Source organism: Liquorilactobacillus sp. (assembly GCF_047719775.1).
GTDB lineage: Bacteria > Bacillota > Bacilli > Lactobacillales > Lactobacillaceae > Liquorilactobacillus.
In genome coordinates this window covers 1-21,332 of record NZ_JBDNTS010000025.1, presented here as the reverse complement: position 1 = coordinate 21,332, position 21,332 = coordinate 1, and the positions used below count along the sequence as shown (strand labels likewise).

The 21,332-nt window shown below is 38.1% G+C and carries 18 protein-coding genes; 16 read left to right on the top strand and 2 right to left on the bottom strand.

What is annotated here, in order from left to right; all coding sequences use genetic code 11:
* The first annotated feature begins 238 nt into the window (after positions 1-238).
* From ABF682_RS10710 to ABF682_RS10675, 8 genes are all read left to right on the top strand, one after another.
* Positions 239-1,201: an LCP family protein gene (locus tag ABF682_RS10710; RefSeq protein WP_415619797.1), complete on the top strand. Its 963-nt coding sequence runs from the start codon at positions 239-241 to the stop codon at positions 1,199-1,201.
* 19 nt (positions 1,202-1,220) lie between these two features.
* Positions 1,221-1,994, top strand: coding sequence for a YveK family protein (locus ABF682_RS10705; protein WP_415619796.1), 774 nt, complete (start codon positions 1,221-1,223; stop codon positions 1,992-1,994).
* A 17-nt stretch (positions 1,995-2,011) separates the two neighbouring features.
* The gene (locus ABF682_RS10700; protein ID WP_415619795.1) at positions 2,012-2,767 is read left to right on the top strand and encodes a CpsD/CapB family tyrosine-protein kinase; all 756 of its coding nucleotides are present in this window, start codon (positions 2,012-2,014) and stop codon (positions 2,765-2,767) included.
* Positions 2,721-3,536 carry a tyrosine-protein phosphatase gene (locus ABF682_RS10695; RefSeq protein WP_415619794.1) on the top strand — a complete coding sequence of 272 codons (816 nt, stop codon included), beginning with the start codon at positions 2,721-2,723 and terminating at the stop codon, positions 3,534-3,536. Before ABF682_RS10700 ends, ABF682_RS10695 begins: the two co-directional genes overlap by 47 nt.
* A 624-nt stretch (positions 3,537-4,160) precedes the next feature.
* Positions 4,161-5,276, top strand: coding sequence for a GGDEF domain-containing protein (locus ABF682_RS10690; RefSeq protein ID WP_415619793.1), 1,116 nt, complete (start codon positions 4,161-4,163; stop codon positions 5,274-5,276).
* Positions 5,277-5,367: 91 nt separating this feature from the next.
* Positions 5,368-7,704, top strand: a complete 2,337-nt coding sequence (locus tag ABF682_RS10685) for a carboxypeptidase regulatory-like domain-containing protein (protein WP_415619792.1) — start codon at positions 5,368-5,370, stop codon at positions 7,702-7,704.
* 87 nt (positions 7,705-7,791) lie between these two features.
* Complete coding sequence (locus ABF682_RS10680; protein WP_415619791.1) at positions 7,792-8,937, top strand: GGDEF domain-containing protein; 1,146 nt, start codon at positions 7,792-7,794, stop codon at positions 8,935-8,937.
* 71 nt (positions 8,938-9,008) lie between these two features.
* Positions 9,009-9,782, top strand: a complete 774-nt coding sequence (locus ABF682_RS10675) for a sulfite exporter TauE/SafE family protein (protein ID WP_415619790.1) — start codon at positions 9,009-9,011, stop codon at positions 9,780-9,782.
* A gap of 352 nt (positions 9,783-10,134) precedes the next feature.
* On the opposite strand, the gene ABF682_RS10670 is transcribed toward ABF682_RS10675, so the two are convergent.
* Together ABF682_RS10670 and ABF682_RS10665 are read right to left on the bottom strand one after the other, a co-directional pair.
* A complete protein-coding gene (locus ABF682_RS10670) occupies positions 10,135-10,356 on the bottom strand; it encodes a DUF2922 domain-containing protein (RefSeq protein ID WP_289978398.1) in 222 nt (73 codons plus the stop codon).
* 37 nt (positions 10,357-10,393) lie between these two features.
* The gene (locus ABF682_RS10665; protein ID WP_289978399.1) at positions 10,394-10,594 is read right to left on the bottom strand and encodes a hypothetical protein; all 201 of its coding nucleotides are present in this window, start codon (positions 10,592-10,594) and stop codon (positions 10,394-10,396) included.
* A gap of 491 nt (positions 10,595-11,085) precedes the next feature.
* Here ABF682_RS10665 and ABF682_RS10660 point away from each other — a divergent pair, with 491 nt between their 5' ends.
* The 8 genes from ABF682_RS10660 to ABF682_RS10625 all read left to right on the top strand — a co-directional run bounded on the left by ABF682_RS10660 (position 11,086) and on the right by ABF682_RS10625 (position 21,130).
* Positions 11,086-12,495, top strand: coding sequence for an amino acid permease (locus tag ABF682_RS10660; protein WP_415619789.1), 1,410 nt, complete (start codon positions 11,086-11,088; stop codon positions 12,493-12,495).
* A 433-nt stretch (positions 12,496-12,928) separates the two neighbouring features.
* On the top strand, positions 12,929-14,290 hold the full coding sequence (locus ABF682_RS10655) for a cytosine permease (protein ID WP_415619788.1): 1,362 nt from the start codon (positions 12,929-12,931) through the stop codon (positions 14,288-14,290).
* A complete protein-coding gene (codA, locus tag ABF682_RS10650; RefSeq protein ID WP_289978406.1) occupies positions 14,291-15,529 on the top strand; it encodes a cytosine deaminase in 1,239 nt (412 codons plus the stop codon).
* A 111-nt stretch (positions 15,530-15,640) separates the two neighbouring features.
* Positions 15,641-16,675, top strand: coding sequence for a zinc-binding alcohol dehydrogenase family protein (locus ABF682_RS10645; RefSeq protein WP_415619787.1), 1,035 nt, complete (start codon positions 15,641-15,643; stop codon positions 16,673-16,675).
* Between the two features lie 57 nt (positions 16,676-16,732).
* The gene (locus tag ABF682_RS10640; protein WP_415619786.1) at positions 16,733-17,668 is read left to right on the top strand and encodes an NAD(P)-dependent oxidoreductase; all 936 of its coding nucleotides are present in this window, start codon (positions 16,733-16,735) and stop codon (positions 17,666-17,668) included.
* A gap of 363 nt (positions 17,669-18,031) precedes the next feature.
* Positions 18,032-18,589: an ECF-type riboflavin transporter substrate-binding protein gene (locus tag ABF682_RS10635; protein ID WP_289978409.1), complete on the top strand. Its 558-nt coding sequence runs from the start codon at positions 18,032-18,034 to the stop codon at positions 18,587-18,589.
* A 1-nt stretch (position 18,590) separates the two neighbouring features.
* On the top strand, positions 18,591-20,294 hold the full coding sequence (locus ABF682_RS10630) for an ABC transporter ATP-binding protein (protein WP_415619785.1): 1,704 nt from the start codon (positions 18,591-18,593) through the stop codon (positions 20,292-20,294).
* Positions 20,294-21,130 (top strand): energy-coupling factor transporter transmembrane component T family protein, encoded by an 837-nt coding sequence (locus ABF682_RS10625; RefSeq protein ID WP_415619784.1) that lies wholly within the window; start codon positions 20,294-20,296, stop codon positions 21,128-21,130. The genes ABF682_RS10630 and ABF682_RS10625 overlap by 1 nt, the downstream gene beginning before the upstream one ends.
* Positions 21,131-21,332: the final 202 nt, after the last annotated feature.

The following is a 21,332-nucleotide window of genomic DNA, read 5'->3' as shown; positions in this document are numbered from 1 at the left end:
TTCAAATAATTAAAATTTTTATCCATTACCAGAGAAGTTAATTTTATATAACGCTTATTGATACAATTGAATGTGCAAATACTTGGACTTATGGCTACAATAAATGTTTATAGGTTTATAGCAGTTTTTCACTTGTATAATTATGTAGTTTGAGGTTACACGTACAGGGTTCTTGGTATATTTGATGGTAATATTTTATTTAACAAATTATAGATTAATGGGGAAGGAAATATGATATATGTCTGAACGTAAAAAAAAAATATCAGGTCATAGGCATCACCATCAGAGTAAAAAAAGAAAAATTTGGAGCATTGTAATTGCTTTACTTATTGTATTTTTTGTAATTGATGGTTTAATAATTGCCAAGGTGTATAACGATACCAGGAGTGCCGTTGATACTACATATCATAAGGTTAAAAACAAAAGTGAGCGAGATGCTACAAGAACTATCAGTAATGGTAAGCCATTTTCCATCTTACTTTTGGGGACCGATACAGGAGACTATGGACGTACATATAAGGGACGGACTGATACGATGATGGTCGCGGTGGTGAATCCAAATACGAAGAAGACGGCTTTGGTAAGTATTCCACGTGATACAGAAGTTGCTATTCCCGGTCATGGTTTTGAGAACAAGATTAACTCTGCCTATACATATGGTGGAACCAGTATGGCAATGAATATCGTGCAGAGTTATCTGGATGTTCCCATTGATCATTATATTGAGATGAACATGGGAGGATTGGTGCAGTTATCTTCGGCACTTGGTTCGATTAAGGTAAATAATGATTTAGATTTTACAAGCAGAGGATATCATTTTGATAAAGGAACAATTACTATTAACAAGAATAATATTCTGGCGTATACACGAATGAGATATCAAGATTCTCGCGGTGATTATGGACGGCAATTGCGCCAGCGACTGGTGTTAGAAGGACTTGTTAAAAAAATTGCGACTGTTCAAGGTATCACTAACTATCAGAATATTTTATCAGCCCTTTCCAGCAACATGAAGACCGACATCACATTCAATGAGATGAAGACGATTGCGACCAAGTACCGTTCTGCTGATAAAGTTAAGCAGATTCAGCTTCAAGGATATGGTAAGATGATTGATGGAATCTCATTTCAAGTCGTTCCACAAAAGAACGTTGACGCTGTAACGACCGAATTAAGAAGTGCATTGGAACTGACTAAATAAACAGTATAGGAGTAGATTGATGAGTGAAGAAGTAAATAATGAGACTGTGATTGACCTCCGCCAATTGTTCGTCTTGCTCAAGAAGAATTATCTGCGGATTATTTTATGGGGGATACTTGGTGCGATAGTAGCTGTGATTGTCTCCTTCGTATTTATGACCCCGAAATATAGCGCGTCGATTGATTTGTTAGTTAATCAAAAAGCGGATAACGAGAGTTTGCAATATAATGTACAGCAAGCAGATCTGCAGGCAATCAATACTTATAAGGATGTTATCCAAAAGCCAGTTATCTTAGCTCCTGTCGTGAAGGAATTGCGCCAAAAGGATAATTATTCGGGATCAGTTGAGTCACTTGAGAAGGTAGTAACGATTTCTAATGAAACAAATTCGCAAGTGGTGACTGTCACCGTTACTGATACGAATGCATATACTGCTGCGGATCTCGCTAATACAATCGGCAAGGTCTTCAGTCAGAAGATTAAGAAGATGATGAAGGTTGATAATGTGACAGTTGTTACTAAGGCAACTGCTAATACAACACCTGTGTCTCCCAACAAGAAGCTTAACTTATTAATTGGAATCGTTGTTGGTTTGCTGATTGGGATTGCAATCGTTGTTATCAAGGACTTGTTGGATACAACTGTTCGTGATGAGAAGTTCTTGGTTGAAGAACTTGGGCTTACGAGCTTGGGTGCAATTAGTCATATTCAGAGTAAGAAGTATCGTCGAGTCGTTAATGTCGTGATTGGTGGCAATGTAGATGGTGAAAAACTTTCACGACGCAGAGTATAGGAAGGAGGTCAAAAATAATGTTTGGATTTAAAAATAAAAAGAAGAAAAAGCAAGAATTGTCGATGGATTCAATGCAGAATGGTGTTGAGATGATTTCTGCTGCTGATCCAAGTTCAGTGATTGCTGAACAGTTCAAGACAGTCCGCACTAATATTCAGTTCTCTAATGCTGATCATCAGTATCGCAATATCCTTTTGACCTCCTCGATGGCTTCAGAAGGTAAGTCGACGATTGCTGCGAATCTAGCAGTTACATTTGCAAGTCAGGGCTTAAAGACTCTCTTGGTTGATGCCGACATGCGTAGACCAACTATTAACGCAACTTTTAGCATCGCCAATCCTAAGGGACTGACTAACTATCTGACAGACCGTGACTTCGATGTCAATCAGGCAATCTACGAGACTTCAATCGAGAATCTCTTCGTTATGCCAAGTGGGCCGGTACCGCCTAATCCGGCTGAATTATTGAACTCAAAGCGGATGGATCTCCTAATCAAGGCGCTCTCGGAACAACTCGACTTGGTTATCTATGATGCTCCACTGTTATTATCAGTAACAGATGCGCAGGTACTCTCAACCAAGGTCGAGGGTACAATCCTTGTGACACGCCAGAACACTACTGAGAAGGAAGCCGTGAAGCATGCTGTCGACTTATTGAAACATGTAAATGCTAATGTCATTGGTTCAATCTACAATGATGTTCATGAAGAAGGCGGGAGTGGATACTATGGCTATTATGGAGACGGATACTACGGCAAGTCTGACAAAGAGTAATAAAATTATTGACCTGCATTGTCATTTAATCCCTGGGATTGATGATGGCTCTCCTGATCTGGAACATTCACTAGAACTTGCACATCAAGCCGTTGCTGAGGGAATAACACATATCTTGGCAACTCCGCATCATTTGGATGGAGATTATGTTAATCATCGAGATGATGTAATTAAGCACGTTACTGATTTTCAGCATGAACTAGACCATCACGGAATACCGCTTGTTATTTTTCCTGGACAGGAAGTTCATATTAATGGAGACTTGACTGAAAAGTACGATGATTTACTTGGAATTGATGAAGATAAGAAGTACATGCTGATTGAATTTCCTCATGGCGCTGTTCCCGAATATGCTAAGCGTTTATTCTTTGAATTACGCAAGCTGGGAACAACTCCTGTGATCGTTCATCCAGAACGCAATCATGAGATTCAAGGCAATTTGAATCTTTTATATGATTTTATTGCTGATGGGGCGTTATCACAACTGACGGCAACCAGTTATATCGGTGGTTTTGGTGAGAAGGTTCAGCATATCTCTGAACAGCTCGTTGAACATAACCTTGTGCAGATTTTTGCATCTGATGTCCATGCACTGAAAGGTCGAAGCTTTGCATTACAAGAAGCTTTCTTGAAGTTACGTAATCAACTTGGACAGTCTAAGGTAGATGAATTTGAAGGAAATGCTGAGAATCTGCTCAATAGATTGCCAGTTTTTGCGAGAGACTACTCGCAATTTAAAGATAAACGGAAAAAATTTTGGCTTTTTTAGAAAAAGTATAGTATAAGTGGAGTAAGTATTTGTTTCTTAGATGAAATGGATGCTTATTTTTTCAATATAAATTTAATTGGCTAATCAATGTGAATGCTCATATAAATTAAAAAAAGTTTGCTTTGTTGAAGATAATATATCACTAAATTTGCAAATTAAATATTTAGAAAAGATTTCTTTTGTTTAGTAGTTTTAGGTATTAAAATATGATAGTATTAGTGGCAGTAAGTTGCAAGTCATTATATTATTTATTATGAGCTGATTCTGATACTATCCAAAATCTTAATTAAATGAGGAAACATGCTTGTTCGTATTAATATAGAAAGGCTGTTTCAAGATTAGTTTTTGAGATTCGGTATATTTTGAATCAGCCTTTTCCTACGTTTAGTCAAAGTTTACCTTTTCAATGTTGGTATTTTATTTTTAAATAAATTGCAAAAATGGTGCATTGGTTTCAAGGAAATGTTTTCGGAATAAAATTTATAATGGTTAGGCATAAAGGGAAGAGAAGATAAAGTTTGAGTTTTTGTTGTGTAGTAGATAAAATGAAAGTTAACTTAATGGGGTGTTAGCTTTTTAACTGCATAATACTTTTAAGGATTTTTTTGGGTGGTTGAATATAAAATGCTAGAGATATTTATTTTGGGTTTCATCGCTCCGCTAATTACAATCTGTTTTTTATTCTGCAAGTACTATTTCTTTAGAATATATGTCGTTTCCCTAGAGCATCAACTCTGGGCTGACATTATCTTCTATTTTTTCTTAGGTACTTTCTATTTTGTAGTGGAAAGTCTTACCTATTTCTATTTTGAGATTATATGTTTCCAATATGTGGTTGGAATTACCGCCTTTTTTCTTGATGGTAGAATTAGAGGATACCTTGCTTTTGCATTGATGCCGCCAGTCCTAATGCTTGTAGAACTAGTGAATGGAATATATTCTCCGGCGACGATTCAGTATGTCTTCGTACTGATGGTTGCTTCCATTATTTTTTGTGAACTGATTAACTTTTTGGTTGATATTGACCTATTTTCGAAATACGCTACTTCGCTGGTTATAGCCAATATTGTGTCACCGGTCTTGATAGGTGCGCAGTGGCGAAGTTCTCTTGGAACAAGTATGTCAGATGTTTATGTACCAATTTTAATTGGGTCAGTCATTATTTTGAGCTTTGTCTATGGTTATTCGGCAGCATTACAACGCAAAGAAGTTCAAATACTAGAGCTCAGATATGAAGCAACGTATGATGGATTAACCAATTTGCTGAATTATGATTCTTTTGCTGATTATCTGACTGGTGATAAGAAGGAAAAGCCACGACATCATGTTGTAGTTATGCTAGACATTGATAATTTTAAACAAATTAACGATACCTATGGACATTTAGAAGGAAATAATGTTATCAAGTTCTTCTCAACCAGCTTAAAGATTTTTTTCAATAGAAATTGCCCAAAAAATGTTGAGGTATACCGCTTTGGTGGAGAGGAATTCTGTATCTTATTTAAAAATCGGGATATTGAAGAATGTTTTGCACTGATGTTGCGTTTCCAAGAAGAACTTACTGCAAAGGACTTCTTGACAGATAATAAACAAATAGTTGCAGTGACATTTTCTGGTGGCGTTGCTGAAGCAAAAGAATTTAACGAAATTGATCAGGCAGTAAAAGAAGCGGATATGGCCCTGTACTTAGCAAAAAGAACGGGACGAGCACAAGTTATCTGTCCTGCTTGCGAAATCTAATAATAGTTTTGTTTAAATTAAACTTGTGTTATGAGTACTATTCCAACTATAATAAAAAAGAATTAAAGGTTTAATAAAAGGGGATTAACGGGTGAAAAGATGGGGTTTGGGGATAGTAGTTATTTTATTTGGTTCGCTTTTTGCGCTCTTGTTGGCTAACCAAAAAACAAATCAGATAACGAACGCTAATAAACAGGCTAATAATTCAACAATTCTGACCAAAAAGGGTTTGGAGAAGCAAGGAACATCTCTTGTTTTACGGAACAGTAATAAGTTAGCAAAACTGCAAGAAGAAAAAACACCGACGGCTGCTATAAGCAGTACTGCACTGTCGAGTCCGGCTAAATTGGCGAGTAGTGTAGATGATAACAGTGCTCGCATAACAATCGCTGGTGTTTTATCACAGAAAAGTGGGGCAGCTTTGAGCGACCAAGTTGTATATGCTAAAAGCTCGACTGAAGAGATTAAGCTTTCTACGGATGGAGAAGGCGATTTTTTTGTGCATTTATTAAGTAACCAAAACTATACTTTGACCACTTCGAATGGGATGCAGCTCGGCAGCATTACAACTGGTGCTACTAAGAGTGTTGTCAATGATGATGGCATAATTGAACTCGGAAGAACATTCAAAAGTGAATCTTCTTCCGGTTATGTGCAGCTTAATTCAAATGTTATTTATTTTCCAGAATCTGAGGTATCTTCGGCAAGCAGCACTAGCATTATTGTCAACGGAATACAGAATGTATACGCTGGTGATATTGTACTTGCAGATGAGAGTCTGAATCATTTGACAGCAGCGGCTATTGAGGTAACCAGTGTTCAATATGAGAATAACAAAACAATTTTAAATGGTACACCGCTAGCCATGACTTCAATCTTTCAAGAAATTCATTCAGGAAGTTATGGGAGTTTTGGTACAGTGAAGGTCACGCCCAACACACAAGTTGCAAGTCGCAACAATAATGATGGCAATGACAATCAGAATGAGAACAGTCTAGTAGTCAATGATGGACAAGGCAGCACATTCAATGTGGAAGTAGGGCTGACACCATCCCTGAAGATTGATTATTCAAACACAAGTGGGACAAAGCAGATTGCAGCATCGTTTAAGACGACTGCCAAAGTTCAAGGGAGTATCAGCGCAGGTCGAACAAATTCCCAAAATTATGATATCGGCACTGCAACGATCACAACTGATCTTCCTTTTTTATCCGTTACGGTACCGTTAACCCTAAATGAATCTTTGCAATCCGTTAAGGAACACAGTGTAAATGTCACAGGTGAGTATACTTCAAGCGTAAATTTGCAAATCAACGGTGACAAACTGACGAAAACAGCTAGTCATACTGTCGCTGTTAATTTGTCTGGTGGCACAGATTCGTTGAGCCTAAGCTTGGGTGTCACAGCTGCCCCAAGTATTTCAATGGCAGGAAGCGAACTGCTCAACATAAATGCTTGCTCAGGCTTTAGTGAGAATGTAGATGCTGCTGCGAACGAGACTCAAAGTAGTCATTATAGTGATGAGATTGAGAGCCCATTTTTGGAAAGGTCATATAGTTCAGCAGATGATGTTCCCATTTTTAAAACGGCTGATATGCAGATAAATACTGCTACAGCAGACAATGTAAGCGACATAACTTTGGCTCCGGGAGAAAAAAAGATACTGTATTTGCCAGATTATAGTAGTGGTAACACTGACTTAACTCTTAATGAGAATGGTCCAATCACGGTTACAAAATTAGCAAGCGGTGTATATGAAGTGGTCGCGAATGCGGCGGCTGTGCCTGAAACGAGTGCCAATCTTGCATTTTTGGATGCTTCTTCAAATGGACATCTTGTTAATAGTAAGGGGCAACTTACCGTAAACATTGTCAACGCAGACAAGACTAGTATCAGTGGTCGTATACTAGATGCTTCGAAGCAAACGGGAATCCAGAATGCACAAATAACCTTGGTCAATGAAGCAACTGGTGCTACTTATAGGACAGTCTCCAACGCTAGCGGCGAATATGTGCTAGAACTGCCAAGTGGTAATTATCAGAGTACGGTTACAGCAAGCGGGTACCAATCTGCGAATGCAGTACTCGGTAATATTGATACAGAAGGGTTGAAGCATGACACTGAATTGTCTTTGAATGTTTCTAATCTTCATGGAGTTATTAAGGATTCAGTGACAAGCGCGAAGATTGCTGGAGCGTCGCTATCTTTTAGGGCGGGTGCTGATAATACGATAAGTGAACCTGTAGCAAGCAGCGTTACTGATGAGAATGGCGAATACCATCTTAGTCTGCCTGCAGGTGATTACACAGTTGCGCTAATGAGCAATGGTTTTGTTACGGGCTATGAAAATATTACTGTGGGTCAAAATAGTGAAGATACTGAGGTAGATGGTCTGCTGGCTAAGGAAAGTACAGACTTTAGCAGGTAAGCTTGTAGTAATCTGGTTTCTAAATTCTGACTTAGTTAAAGTTAGTTTATACTTTTAAGACATTAAATTAAGGTTGTGATAATTTATATGCTCAGTATATTGTTTGTTATGGTATTGATTCCTACATCGATTGTTGGCTTTATATATGAGTTGTACGTGTTAAGTGAAAGCGAAGAGATGCAGAAAGTACATTCACTTTTCAAATATGCTGCATTGCTTTTTTTGTTCGTTGTACAGGAATATTTTATTGCATATATAACATACAATACCGTTGGTTTTATCTGCTTTCAGTATACAATCAGCATCGCTACTTTCATGATTTCTCGTAAATTTGCATTGATGACAGGTTTGTTTACACCAATTGTGATCAACTTATTTTTGTACAATATCGGTGAATTTACACCTTTATTTTGCATATTGAGTTGTATTGCTGTGTTGCTTGTCTTTCTAGCGATGAATGCTTTTTTAAACAAGTCGTTCACTGTACAGCTTTATCGGTACAGCGGGACTTTGATTTTAATCAGTTTATTAACGATGAATCCTGCTACGGGTAGTTTTGATATTCATTTTTACACTGTGGCGAAGTTTTTGAAGGTGTTTTTAGGATGTCTGCTTATTATTTGGTTTTCATATATTTTCTTTAGAGAAATCGAGCAGAAGAAAAATCGGATAAGTGAGCTGGAGTACATGAAAGCTCACGATAAATTGACAGGTCTTTATAATTATCGGGAATTCAGAAATAATTTGAATACTATAGATGAATCTTCTGATAAGAATTATCTTGCTGCAATGCTGGATCTTGATAATTTTAAGAAGTTCAATGATGAATTCGGACATGACGAGGGAAATAGGTTTCTTGAGAGTTTTGCGAAAAAGCTGCTGAATTATATGCGAAAAAATAATGATACTAATGTAACTGTTTATCGCTTCGGCGGTGAAGAATTTTGTATTCTGATTAAGAACACACCTGTTGAAATGGCTCATATAAAATTAAACGACTTCATTATTTTCTTACAGGCAAATAAGTATAAAACCAATTCAGGAAAAGAAATGCGTGTTTCTTGTTCTGCGGGTATTTCAGATGCACGTAAATTTGACTCAATCTATGCCGCTGTGAGAGCTGCTGATGATGCACTTTACCAAGCTAAGAGAGAAGGAAAAGGACGTGTTGTTACTAATAATATAGGGGACAGCCTTAGTTTACGAAGCATGGTTTCTGATTCTGCGCAATAGTACATCTTCTGAGATTCAGGCCATAAGTGGTAAAGATTCATAATTGTAAGAGAGAAAGGTGTAAGGTAATTATGTTTTGGATTATTATATTTCTAGTAATTGCAGGTTTTCTTGCCGGTTTGCTGCAGTCTGTGGCAGGGTTAGCATCATTAGTATCTTATCCAGCGCTGTTAATAGTAGGCGTTCCTCCGGTAATTGCCAATGTTACTAATACAACCGCATTGATTTTTTCGGGAATTGGTTCACTAATCTCTTCATCCAAGGAATTGAAGGGACACTGGAAGAAATTATCATTCTTTATTGTTTTGTCGCTGATTGGAAGTGTGGGTGGAAGCTACTTACTGTTGCATTTGCCATCTGCATCATTTGAGAAAGTTGTGCCATTTTTTATTTTTGGTGCGGGAGTTCTTTTGTTGCTGTCTAGTCGTAAGAAGAAAGCGATTGATGGTAGTAGTCTGGCTGGAAGTAAGAACTCACAAGGTACATGGAAGCTGATTATTAGTGCAATTTGTATAGTTCTAGTTGGGGGATACACTGGTTATTTTGGAGCAGCCGGCGGTGTGTTATTTCTTGCAATTCTCTCGGCAATTACAGATGAAGAATTTCATATTGTAAATGCAATGAAGAACGTAATAACTTTTGTCGGGAATTTAACTGCAACTTGCATCTTTATCTTTAAGTCACATATTGCATGGCACTATGTGATTCCAATGGGTATAGGATTGCTTGCTGGTGGTTATGTAGGACCGATTATTGTACGGCATGTCAATATTCATTTGTTGCGGATTCTAATTGCTTTTGCCGCCTTTGGACTTGCTGCTTATTTGTTGCTTGCTGCGTATTAGGTTAAGTGAGAGTGCCAACAGGTGAATTGGAGCATTAATTATGAATTACAGACATATTTTGAATTGTAGTGCATGATTGAAAAAAGAAGGTATTCAATTATTATTGAGAAATATCGTTCACTAGGTCTGAAAGAGGTATGACCCGTATTTGATTTCAGATATCAACGGAAATGTTTCATCAATTGAATTTCAAAGTGCAAAAATTATTAATGAATTGAACAAAATAGAATGGTCTGAATTTAGTGTAGCATTCTAAATTTAATTAAAACAAAACATCACAGTAAGAAGACTTTTCATTTTCTTACTGTGATGTTTTATTTTGTAATATTCCTATATGTCAGGTTTTACCTAATTATTCGAAAATCGGTGTATTCGTTGTTTCTACATATTTTGCAGAGATTGGTGTCGTATAGAGTTGTTCGCCAGTCTTATTGATAAAAATCCCAAGTTCAGCTAAATCTGTCATTGCTTTTTGAATGACTTCTTTGTTCAGATCGCTATTTGCATAACTAAGACGGAAGTGATTCTTTGTTTTACCAGATTGACTGCCAAAAACCATGTCTAATTGTTTCATTTGAATTCCTCCTAATTTTTATTTAGTACCTTTGAAGTTATTTTGCAACTTTTTCAATGGTGGTAAGCTTTGTTTCTGAGATCTCATCAGCCAGCAAAGTATTTAAGATTGCGGTGAAAGCAATAATGTTCGCTTCTGTTAAACCGTCTTTAAGATTATTAAAAGAATGCTTAATTTCTGAGCCATCTGCACTGACACCTGTTGTTGCGATACTTGATTTAACCCATGCTTTACTCATGTAAAACACCTCCAGTTTTATTTTGTAAGTGCTGCAGCTGCTTACACTTATACAAACGAAAGCAAAACTAAAAATGTTAACCTGATTTTATTTTTTTGAGAATCCGAACTTAGAGTGTGCTTTGCCATGAATAATCCACAGTTACCTAGAGAATTCTGACCCATGGAGTATGTTTATTCGGAATTAATAATGAGACTGAATTTAAAATCCGATTTATGACTCAGTTCGTTAGAAGAGCATTCTAGATTGTTGAAAAAATAGAGATTAAAGTAGTTTAAAAAAATAAAATTAGTTTTCTTGAAACTAAACAATATTGCGCTTACATTAAGAAAATACATAAAAATAGTACAGTTAACTTTTGAAAGCAAGAAAAAAAGTTCAAATCAGCAGAATCATGTTACAAAAGCGGACATGAAATATAGCGATAAAATTGACATTCTAAGAATATGATTATAAAATCATTAATACATCAAATGAAAGGTGATGTTTGTATGAGTAGTGTTTTTAGAAAGAAAAGTGTAGCAGAGCTTACAAGTGGGGTAACTCCTCTTAGACGTACACTGCGCACTGTGGATCTGACATTTCTAGGAATTGGCGCTATTATTGGTACAGGGATTTTTGTTTTAACAGGTAAGGGTGCTTTAACAGCTGGTCCTGCATTGTCTTTATCATTTTTAATTGCCGCTATCTGTTGTGGATTTGCTGGTCTGTGCTATGCAGAATTTGCATCAATTGCTCCCGTTGCTGGTTCGGCTTATACATATTCCTATGTAGCATTTGGTGAAATTGTTGCTTTTATCATTGGTTGGGATTTGATTTTGGAATATGCATTAGGTGCCGCAACGGTTTCAGTTGGGTGGTCTGGGTATTTTGTTAACCTCTTGGACAATATGGGGATTCACATACCGACCGTTCTTACTGCAGCCGCTGGGACAACACCTGGTGTCAATACATTATTCAACTTGCCAGCATTCCTAATCGTTATCTTAATTACTTGGATTATCTCGATTGGGATTAATTCAACCAAACGTGTTAATGATACAATGGTTATTCTGAAGCTTGCTGTTATTGTATTGTTTATTGTATGTACCGTTTGGTATATCAAGCCACATAATTGGGTACCATTCTCACCTTATGGCTGGTTCTCAACACATGCTGGTGCGAAAGCCGGGATTATTCCGGCAGCATCAATCGTGTTCTTCGCTTTTATTGGTTTTGATTCTGTTGCTTCAAGTGCTGAAGAAACAATCAATCCAAGCAAGACGTTGCCACGTGGTATTTTGATTTCACTTTTGATTTCTACGGTACTCTATATTATCATGACGTTAATCATGACAGGTGTTGTTAAATACACTGTATTCAGTAAATATCTGAATGCTCCCATCTTAGCGGTACTTGCTTCGACAGGTCAGACATGGTTATCAATTATTGTAAGTATCGGTGCAATTCTAGGTATGACAACTGTTATTTTAGTTCAACTTTATGGTCAATCAAGAATTACTTATTCAATGTCGCGTGATGGATTATTTCCTAAGTTTTTCGGTGAAGTTAATGAGAAGTATAAGACACCATTCAAGGGAACTTGGTTCTTCGGCATTATTACAGCCATTGCAGGTGGATTAATCAACCTGAATATTTTATCAGAACTTGTAAATATTGGTACCTTGACAGCCTTTATTTTAGTTTCTGCAGGTGTTCTCTGGATGCGTAAGTCACAACCAGAACTTCATCGTGGGTTCCGTGCACCAGGTGTTCCTGTAACTCCAATTATTGCTATTATTTTCTGTTTAGTTTTGGTTGCCGGACTAAACTGGGAAACTTGGTTAAGGTTCCTTGTCTGGTTTGCAATTGGGATGGTTCTTTACTTCACATACGGTCGCAAACATTCATTAATGAATTAACATAATTAAGATTAGGATAAACAAAAACAACAGCACGTTAACATAAATTTTAATATTTCATGAGAGGGTTGGACCAAAGGAAACATTTTGGTCTAGCTCTTTTGTTTGACTCTATCCAAGGATTTTCCATAAGGGAGTGTGCCATAAGTTGGGAAAATTTGAGTACTAACTCGAAATTACGAACATAGCAGACACTTTGCTATGAGTAATTCGAAGTTAGACGGAGAGTTTTGACTTATGAAACACGTTTATACGGAATAAATAGAGAACTGAATCAAAATTTAACTTTTGATCCAGCCCCATTCTTAGATAATGAGTGCAAATTTCAATCTAAAAAAGAAATAAAAGAATATACAGCAAGAACTTCTTCTCTAATTAGTAATATTATAATATACTTTGTTGTTAGGAAATTAAGAAGGGGAGCGAGAATCAAATGAACAATAATAAAGAAAAGCTTTTAAGTGTTTCCATTGAGGAACGCCGGACATCATCTTGGGATATGTTTGCAACATGGGTGGGTGCAAATGCTAATAATGGTACGTGGTATATTGGGGGAGTTCTTGCAGCGTGCGGCTTTTTTGCTGCAATAAATGTTTTGGTGTTCTCATCGGCTTTATCGTATCTTTTCTTATCATTGATTGGTTTCATAGGTTACAAGACGGGTGTTTCAACAATGGGTATCAGTCGGGCCTCGTTTGGAATTCGGGGAAGCTTCTTGCCATCATTGATTAATTTTACACAATTTATTGGATGGACTGCGGTCAATACTTTTATTGCTGCTACATCGGTTAGTTATCTCTTACATGATCTAATGGGCTTGCCATTATTTGGACACTCTGGTGGCAATACCGGGATGTTCCTAGGAATTGCAGTAATGAGCGTTCTACATATTATCAGTATTGCAAGTGGTTCACGCTCTGTTCAATTGATTGAACGGATTGGGATAGTTCTAGTATTTATTTTTGTATTTTGGGAATCAATCGTTGTATTTAAGACGGTGTCACTTGATCAGATTGCTGCATGGCATGTGCCAAGTAAGCTCAAGATGAACATTGGTGCAGCAATCGATACAGTCGCAGCTTTCAACCTTGCTTGGGTAACTGCTGGTGCTGATTTTACTCGTTTTACGAAGAAGAAGAGCGGTTCAACCACAATTCCTTTTGCAGGTGCATTAATTGGGGTTCTATGGTTTGCATTTATTGGTTTGGTTGCAACAATCAGCATTGCAGTTGCTTCAGGTGCATATGACCCGAATAACTCTGATCCCAGCACAATAGCAAGTAAATTGGGTCTGGGAATCATTGCGCTGCTTGTTATTATTTTAACCAGTATGACTGCAAATGCTGTTAATTTGATGGCCGCAGGTTCGGCTCTTTCAAATGTTTTTCCAAAGTTGAGTTTGAAGATTTCCCTCTGGATTGTTGCTGTACTGGCTACGATTGTGACTTTTATCCCAATGATTTTGGGTAGTTTCTTAGATGCCTTCACTGTTTTTCTTGATTATATCGGAATGGTGCTTGGTCCGATCATCAGCATTATCATAGTAGATTTTTATATTTTGAAGAAAAAAGAATATCAAGTAGATGAATTAACAAAGCAAAATGGAAGATACTGGTATCATGGCGGGATTAACTGGCTTGCGGTTATCACATGGATAATCGGTGCAGCCTTCTTCTTTGTTTTACAAAAAATTACTTTTTTAAACATCACAGTTGGGGCAACGTTTATTGATATGCTGCTTAGTGCGGTATTATATTATATTTTGATGAAATTTATGGAGAAAAGGAGAGATTAGATGCTAATCAGCAATGTTCATATTGACAATCAGCAGGAATTGAAAAGTATCCGGATTGAAGATGGTAAATTTGCAGCGATTGCAGCCAAATTACAGCCAAAGGCAGGAGAAGAGGTGCTTGATGGCGGAGGTCATTTATTGTTGCCTCCCTTTATTGATTCGCATATCCATCTAGATGCAACTCTGACAGCGGGGCAGCCGGAATGGAATCAGACAGGCACTCTCTTTGATGGAATTAGAATCTGGTCGGAGCGCAAAAAGAGCTTAACCATTCGAGATGTTAAGGAACGTGCGCGCAAAACAATCTATCAGCAGATTAAATTTGGAATTCAATTTGTTCGCAGCCATGTGGATACGACAGACCCTAACTTGATTGCCCTACAAGCATTATTGGAGCTTAGAGAAGAGTTAAAAGATGTTGTTAACTTACAATTGGTGGCCTTCCCGCAAGAGGGTATTCTGTCATTTCCAAATGGTAAGGAACTATTGGAGCAAGCTCTCAAGGAAGGTGCAGATGTTGTCGGTGGGATTCCGCATTATGAATTCAATCATTTTTATGGTGCCGATTCACTCAAGTATCTGGTCGGCTTGGCAGAAAAATATGATACATTGGTTGACGTCCATTGTGATGAGATCGATGATCCCGCGACACGGAATCTTGAAGTTCTTGCAACCTTGGCGTATGAGTCAGGATTGAAGAATCGTGTGACAGCAAGTCATACAACAGCCATGGGTTCATACAACGATGCATATACCTATAAGTTATTCAGGTTATTGAAGATGGCAGAAATGAATTTTGTCTCTAATCCACTGGTTAACATGCACTTAGGCGGACGCTTTGATACATATCCTAAGCGGCGTGGACTAACACGTGTCAAGGAATTGTCAGAAGCGGGAATCAACGTGTCTTTTGGTGAAGATGATGTGCAGGATCCTTGGAGTCCCTTAGGCAATGGGAACATGTTGGACCCAGTCCATATGGGTGTCTATGCCGCACAGTTAATGGGGTATGAGCAGTTGCAATCTTCATATAATTATGTGACCTATAATGCAGCTAAGACTCTGAATATTAGTGAAAAGTATGGAATCAAAGTTGGTTTGCCAGCAAATTGTATTTTGTTAAATGGAGCAGACTTTTACAATGTATTGAACAAACACGCAGAGGTTCTCTACAATATCAGAGGTGGGAAAGTTTTAGCCAAGACTGTTCCGGCACAAACTGAGCTGTTTCTAAAATAATTGAATAATTTAGATTGTTATTTGCGCAGAAAGCAGCCAGTTAAAGTTGCTAAATTGTAAGTAAAGTTGCAATATAAGGGTATAGTTACTGAAAAGGAAGTGCAGATAATTATGGTTGAAATGATGAATGCCGTTGGATACACAGAACATTTGCCGATATCTGACGAAAAAAGCTTATTTGATTTCAAGACAATCAAACCAACGCCTAATGGTCGCGACTTGTTAGTTAAGATAGAGGCAATTGCAGTGAACCCAGTTGATATTAGTATTCGTAAGAATGAAAAGGAACAGCTGGATGAGAGTCATCCGAAAATTCTTGGTTGGGATGCGCTTGGTGAAGTTGTTAATTGCGGTGGTGAAGTTCGTTTGTTCGAAAAGGGAGAGCGTGTCTTCTATGCTGGCGCAGTTGATCGCCCAGGGTCTAATGCAGAATATCAGCTGATTGATGAGCGCCTCGTTGCACTTGCACCAAGGAAGTTGACCCAGCAGCAAAGTGTTGCGATGCCGCTAACCTCATTAACGGCTTGGGAAGCATTATTTGAGAAGCTTCAGATATCAAGAACTAATAGAATTGAAAATGCAAAGAAAACGATTCTGATCATCAATGGTGCCGGTGGAGTGGGGTCGATTGCTACCCAACTTGCTGCTTGGGCAGGACTTAAGGTTATTGCAACCGCATCGAGAGAAGAGACAATTCACTGGACATTGGCACATGGTGCAGCTGATACGATTAATCACAGAGTTGACATGCCAACTCAGTTAAAAGCAAAGGGAATTGCTGGGGTTGATTATATCTTGCAGCTTAGCGATATCGATGGACATTGGGCAGAGATGGCAGAAATGATTAAGCCTAATGGACGAATTACTTCAATCACAGGCAATCAGGCACCACTTGATCTGGGGTTATTGAAACCTAAAAGTGTCACTTTTTCATGGGAATGGATGTATACCAAGTCTTTCTACCAGCTGCCGGAGATGATCTCGCAGCATGAGATTCTTGAACGGATTTCAACAATGCTGAATGATGGTGTCCTCAAATCGACCGTGACGGAAGTGTTGCATACAGTCAATGCAGCAACCTTGCGCAAGGCACATAAGATGATTGAGACTAATCGCACGATTGGCAAGATTGTTATCTGCAATTAATGGAGCTATATCACATGAAGTCATATTTTCTCTATCATAATTTTGGAGGGATTCTTAATGAAAAAGGCACTTATACTTGTGAACTTAAAAGATACACAGGTGGAACAACTGCGGACTAAGTATCCAACTGTTGAATTTACAACAGACCCAGGCGATTATCTGGACGCGGAAATTATTCTGGGATGGAAAGTATCTCAAGCGGATGAATTGCTTAAAAGCAAGAAACTCAAGTGGGTTCAAGCAAAGTCGGCTGGTGTCGATTATTTTCCACTAGAAGAGTTTGCAAAATGCAAGATTAAGCTGACAAATGCTTCTGGCCTACATTCACGTTATATTGCCGAGACTGTTGCGGCATATTTGCTGATTGAAAATCGTGGATTAAGACCTGTTATCAAGAATCCAGGAATGTGGGATGAGCCAGAGGTCTATGAGACTTCTGAACAGACTGTGCTGATTTTTGGAACAGGTAATATTGGCAAGGAGATCGCACGCTACTGCCATTTCTTTGAGATGAAAACAATTGGTGTCAATCGTCACGGCGCAGATACTCAATTGGCAGCTGATTTCGATGAGATTATCAGAATGGACGAATTTGAAGCGACTAAGGATAAGTATGATGCTGCATATGTTATCAATATTCTTCCTGGAACCAAATCTACCAATAGATTTTTTAATAAAGACAGTTTGAAGAAAATTAATCCAGGATACTCTTTCATTAATGTTGGTCGCGGAACCTCAGTGGTTACCTCTGATTTAGAACACCTATTAGCTGATGACTATATTAAGAGTGCATATCTGGATGTCTTTGAAGAAGAACCGCTCAAGCAGGATTCACCACTGTGGCATTCGCCTAAAATTATATCAACACCTCATATTTCAGGTTTAATGGCACATTTTAAGGAGGAGCTTCTTCCTTTATTTGATGATAATCTTGAGAGGTACTTAGCAGACGAGCAATTACACAATTTAGTTGATCTGGATGCAGGTTATTAGAGTAATCATTATTGATTTTACTAATTATTTATTGTAAAATTACATCATTGAATTCTTAATATTGACTGTGAGAGAATGAGTAATCTTCGGATTTTCACAAGAGAGTCGCGGTAGCTGAGAAGCGATGCAGGTCTGGAGGCGAATATGGTTCTTTAGAAGTCTGAGATGGTGAGTTGATCAGTAATAAGCCATTATCCGGTTAAAACCGTTATTGATTGATATCTTAGATATTATAAGGGACCAGTATGGTCTGAAGATTGGTGGTACCGCGCTTGAGCGCCCTTTCATTGAAGGGGTGCTTTTTTTATTGCAGTCGATTTTAAGAGCAATAAATAATTTATTAATTAAGGAGATGTATTACTAATGTCAAACAAGAATAGGTCTGTTCAAACCGTTGTAGCTACAGGGATTGGTGCTGCAATTATCTTTGTCTTAATGAAGTTCATTGCCATTCCAACAGGTATTTCAAATACACAGGTGAATGTAGCTGAAGGGTTCTTGCCATTATTAGCTGCAATCTATGGACCAGTTGCGGCTGGATTAGCGATGTTTATCGGCCATTCTTTAAATGACTTTGTTACTTATGGTTCGCCTTGGTGGACATGGGTCATCGTTGATGGTTTGGTTGGGGTAGCTTTTGGGTTATTCAAGCGTCAATTAGACATCCAAAGTGGCAAGATCTCAGCTGCTAAATTAGTTCTTTTTAATGTATACCAGATTGTAGTTAATTTTATTGGTTGGGTTTTGCTTGCTCCAACGGGTGATATTTTGATTTATCATGAACCAGCAAGTAAGGTATATCTTCAAGGAGTTGTAACTTGGTTGTTGAACAGTGCTTCTGTTGCAATTATTGGGACAATTCTTTTGATATTATATGCAAAAACAAGAACAAAACGTGGCAGCTTGAAGAAGGAAAAGTGAGATGGCAGAACCACTAATTAGTTTCAAGGATTTCTCATTCAAATATGATTCGCAGGCTGAAGATACATTGAAACATATTGATCTTGATATTTATCCTGGTGAGAAAGTCTTGATAGCCGGTGCATCAGGCTCTGGCAAGTCAACGTTGGGTCGTGTCATCAATGGACTGATTCCACATGCTTATCCGGGGACGATCAGCGGGTCATGTATTGTGAATGGCAAGGAGGTTGCGGACAGTTCATTATTTGATTTATCTTTTGATGTTGGAACTGTCCTGCAAGATTCTGACAGCCAGTTTGTTGGCTTAACTGTTGCTGAAGACATGGCGTTTTCACTTGAAAATGATCAGGTACCGCAAGCTGAAATGCGAAGTGCGGTTACCAAGTGGGCAAAAACGCTGCAACTAAATGAACTGTTGAAGAACTCACCGCAAGAAATCTCTGGTGGACAGAAACAGCGAGTTGCAATGGGTGGCGTCTTGATTGATGAAAGTCGAATTTTATTATTTGATGAACCACTCGCTAGTCTTGATCCGGCAGCTGGACTTGCTTCAATGGAACTAATCAATGATTTGGCAACAAAGCAGAATTTGACGGTAGTAATTATTGAACATCGAATTGAAGAGGCCTTGCATGCCAATATTGATCGACTTGTAGTATTGCAAGATGGTGAGATTGTCGCAAATGATAAACCAGATAGAATCCTTGTATCTGAAAAAGTTATTGAGCTTGGACTAAGAGAACCGCTATACTTGAGTGTTCTAAGACGTGCTGGGATTGCAATAGCAGATTGTCAACAAATTAGTCATGCTGAAACAATAACAAATCCTGCAATTGCTAAGAGTTTAAAGTCATGGACGAGAGATGTTAAGTTGAATCAGGCAGATGAGAAAAAGTCAAACTTGTTGGAGCTGCAGAACATAAAATTCGCCTATGATGATGGCAAGAATGTGATTGATAATGTGAATCTGGTTGTTCATCGAGGTGAAATGATCAGCCTTGTAGGTCAGAATGGTACAGGTAAGTCGACGCTAAGTAGCTTGATTACAGGTTTCTTGACGCCAACTAATGGCAAAATATTATTTGCCGGAGAAGATATGGCTGAACTGTCTGTCAAAGAACGGGCTGAAAAAATTGGATATATTCTGCAGGATCCTAACCAAATGATTTCTAAGACAACTGTTTTTGAAGAGGTTTCTTCTGGGCTAGTATTGCGCCAGATAGCAAGCAAAGAAATTCAGGGGCGTGTCAATAAAATTTTGAAAATCTGTGGTCTGTATGAGATGCGGCACTGGCCAATATCGGCGCTCAGCTTTGGACAGAAGAAACGAGTTACAATCGCATCAATTCTTGTACTTGATCCAGAGATGCTGATTCTTGACGAGCCAACTGCCGGTCAGGATTTCAGACACTATACTGAAATAATGAGTTTTTTGGAGAAGGTCTGTGCAGATAAGGATCTGACAATTATTCTGATTACCCATGACATGCATCTAATGCTTGAGTACACTATGCGGACAATTGTCTTGGATGCTGGTCATGTTATTATGGATGATATACCAGCCAAGGTCTTGACTAATGCTGATGTATTGCAGCGTGCGTCCCTTGCAAAAACGAGTCTGTATACACTGGCTCAGCGCTTTGGATTGCCGTCTGCAGATGATTTTGTCGCAAAATTCATTGAATCAGAAAGGCGGGCAAGATAATGGCAAAAAATCTCTTTGTCGGTTACAACGAACGGGATACATTCTTGCATCGCTTGAGTGGCAGCACCAAATTAATTGGCTTTGTCAGCTTATCGATCATTGGAATGCTGACTTTTGATACACGGTTTCTTTTAGGTATCTTTTTGTTTTCAGTAATTTTATTTTGGAAATCAAAAATAAAATTTAGCGAGATTTCTTTTATTTTGAAGGTAATCATAGCCTTTGCAATTTTCAATATTATTTTAGTGTATGTTTTCTCACCAAGTTATGGAATGTCCATTTATGGGAGCCAGCACATGATATTTGGAGACCCAAATCATTTTTTTAACTTGTCTTGGGAAGAACTGCTCTATCTCTTCAATGTGATGCTAAAGTACACTTTTGCTGTGCCACTCGCCTTGGTCTTCTTATTGACTACCGAACCAAGCGAGTTTGCAGCAAGTCTTAATAAGATTGGAATCTCTTATCGAATCAGCTATTCAGTGGAAATTACGTTAAGATATATCCCAGATGTTCAGCGGGATTACCGGACTATCAGCTTAGCACAGCAGGCACGTGGTTATGAGATTTCTAAGAAAGCGAATCTGATGACACAGGCAAAGGGTGCGATTCAGATTATTTTGCCGTTAATTTTTACTAGCTTGGATCGAATTGAGACTGTTAGTCAGGCAATGTCGTTAAGACGGTTTGGAAGGCATAACAAACGCACATGGTATATGGCACGCCGCTTCAAAATGGCGGATTATCTAGCACTTTTTTTGATTCTTTTAATTGTAATCATCGGAATCACATTATTTAAAGTCAATAATGGACGTTTTTGGAATCCATTTAAGTAATTTTGAATTGTGTTGGAGATATTGTAATTTACAGAAATTAGTAACAAAAAGAAACTTCGGGCTTTGTCTTGACAACTTTTTCAGCCGAAGTTTTTTTGATTGGGGAAATATTAATAAAGAAAGTCGGAGCTATTGATAACTACGCAGTTTGGGCCTAGAATAAAAAGTGTACAAGTTAAATAGAGACTCTGATTTAGTATAA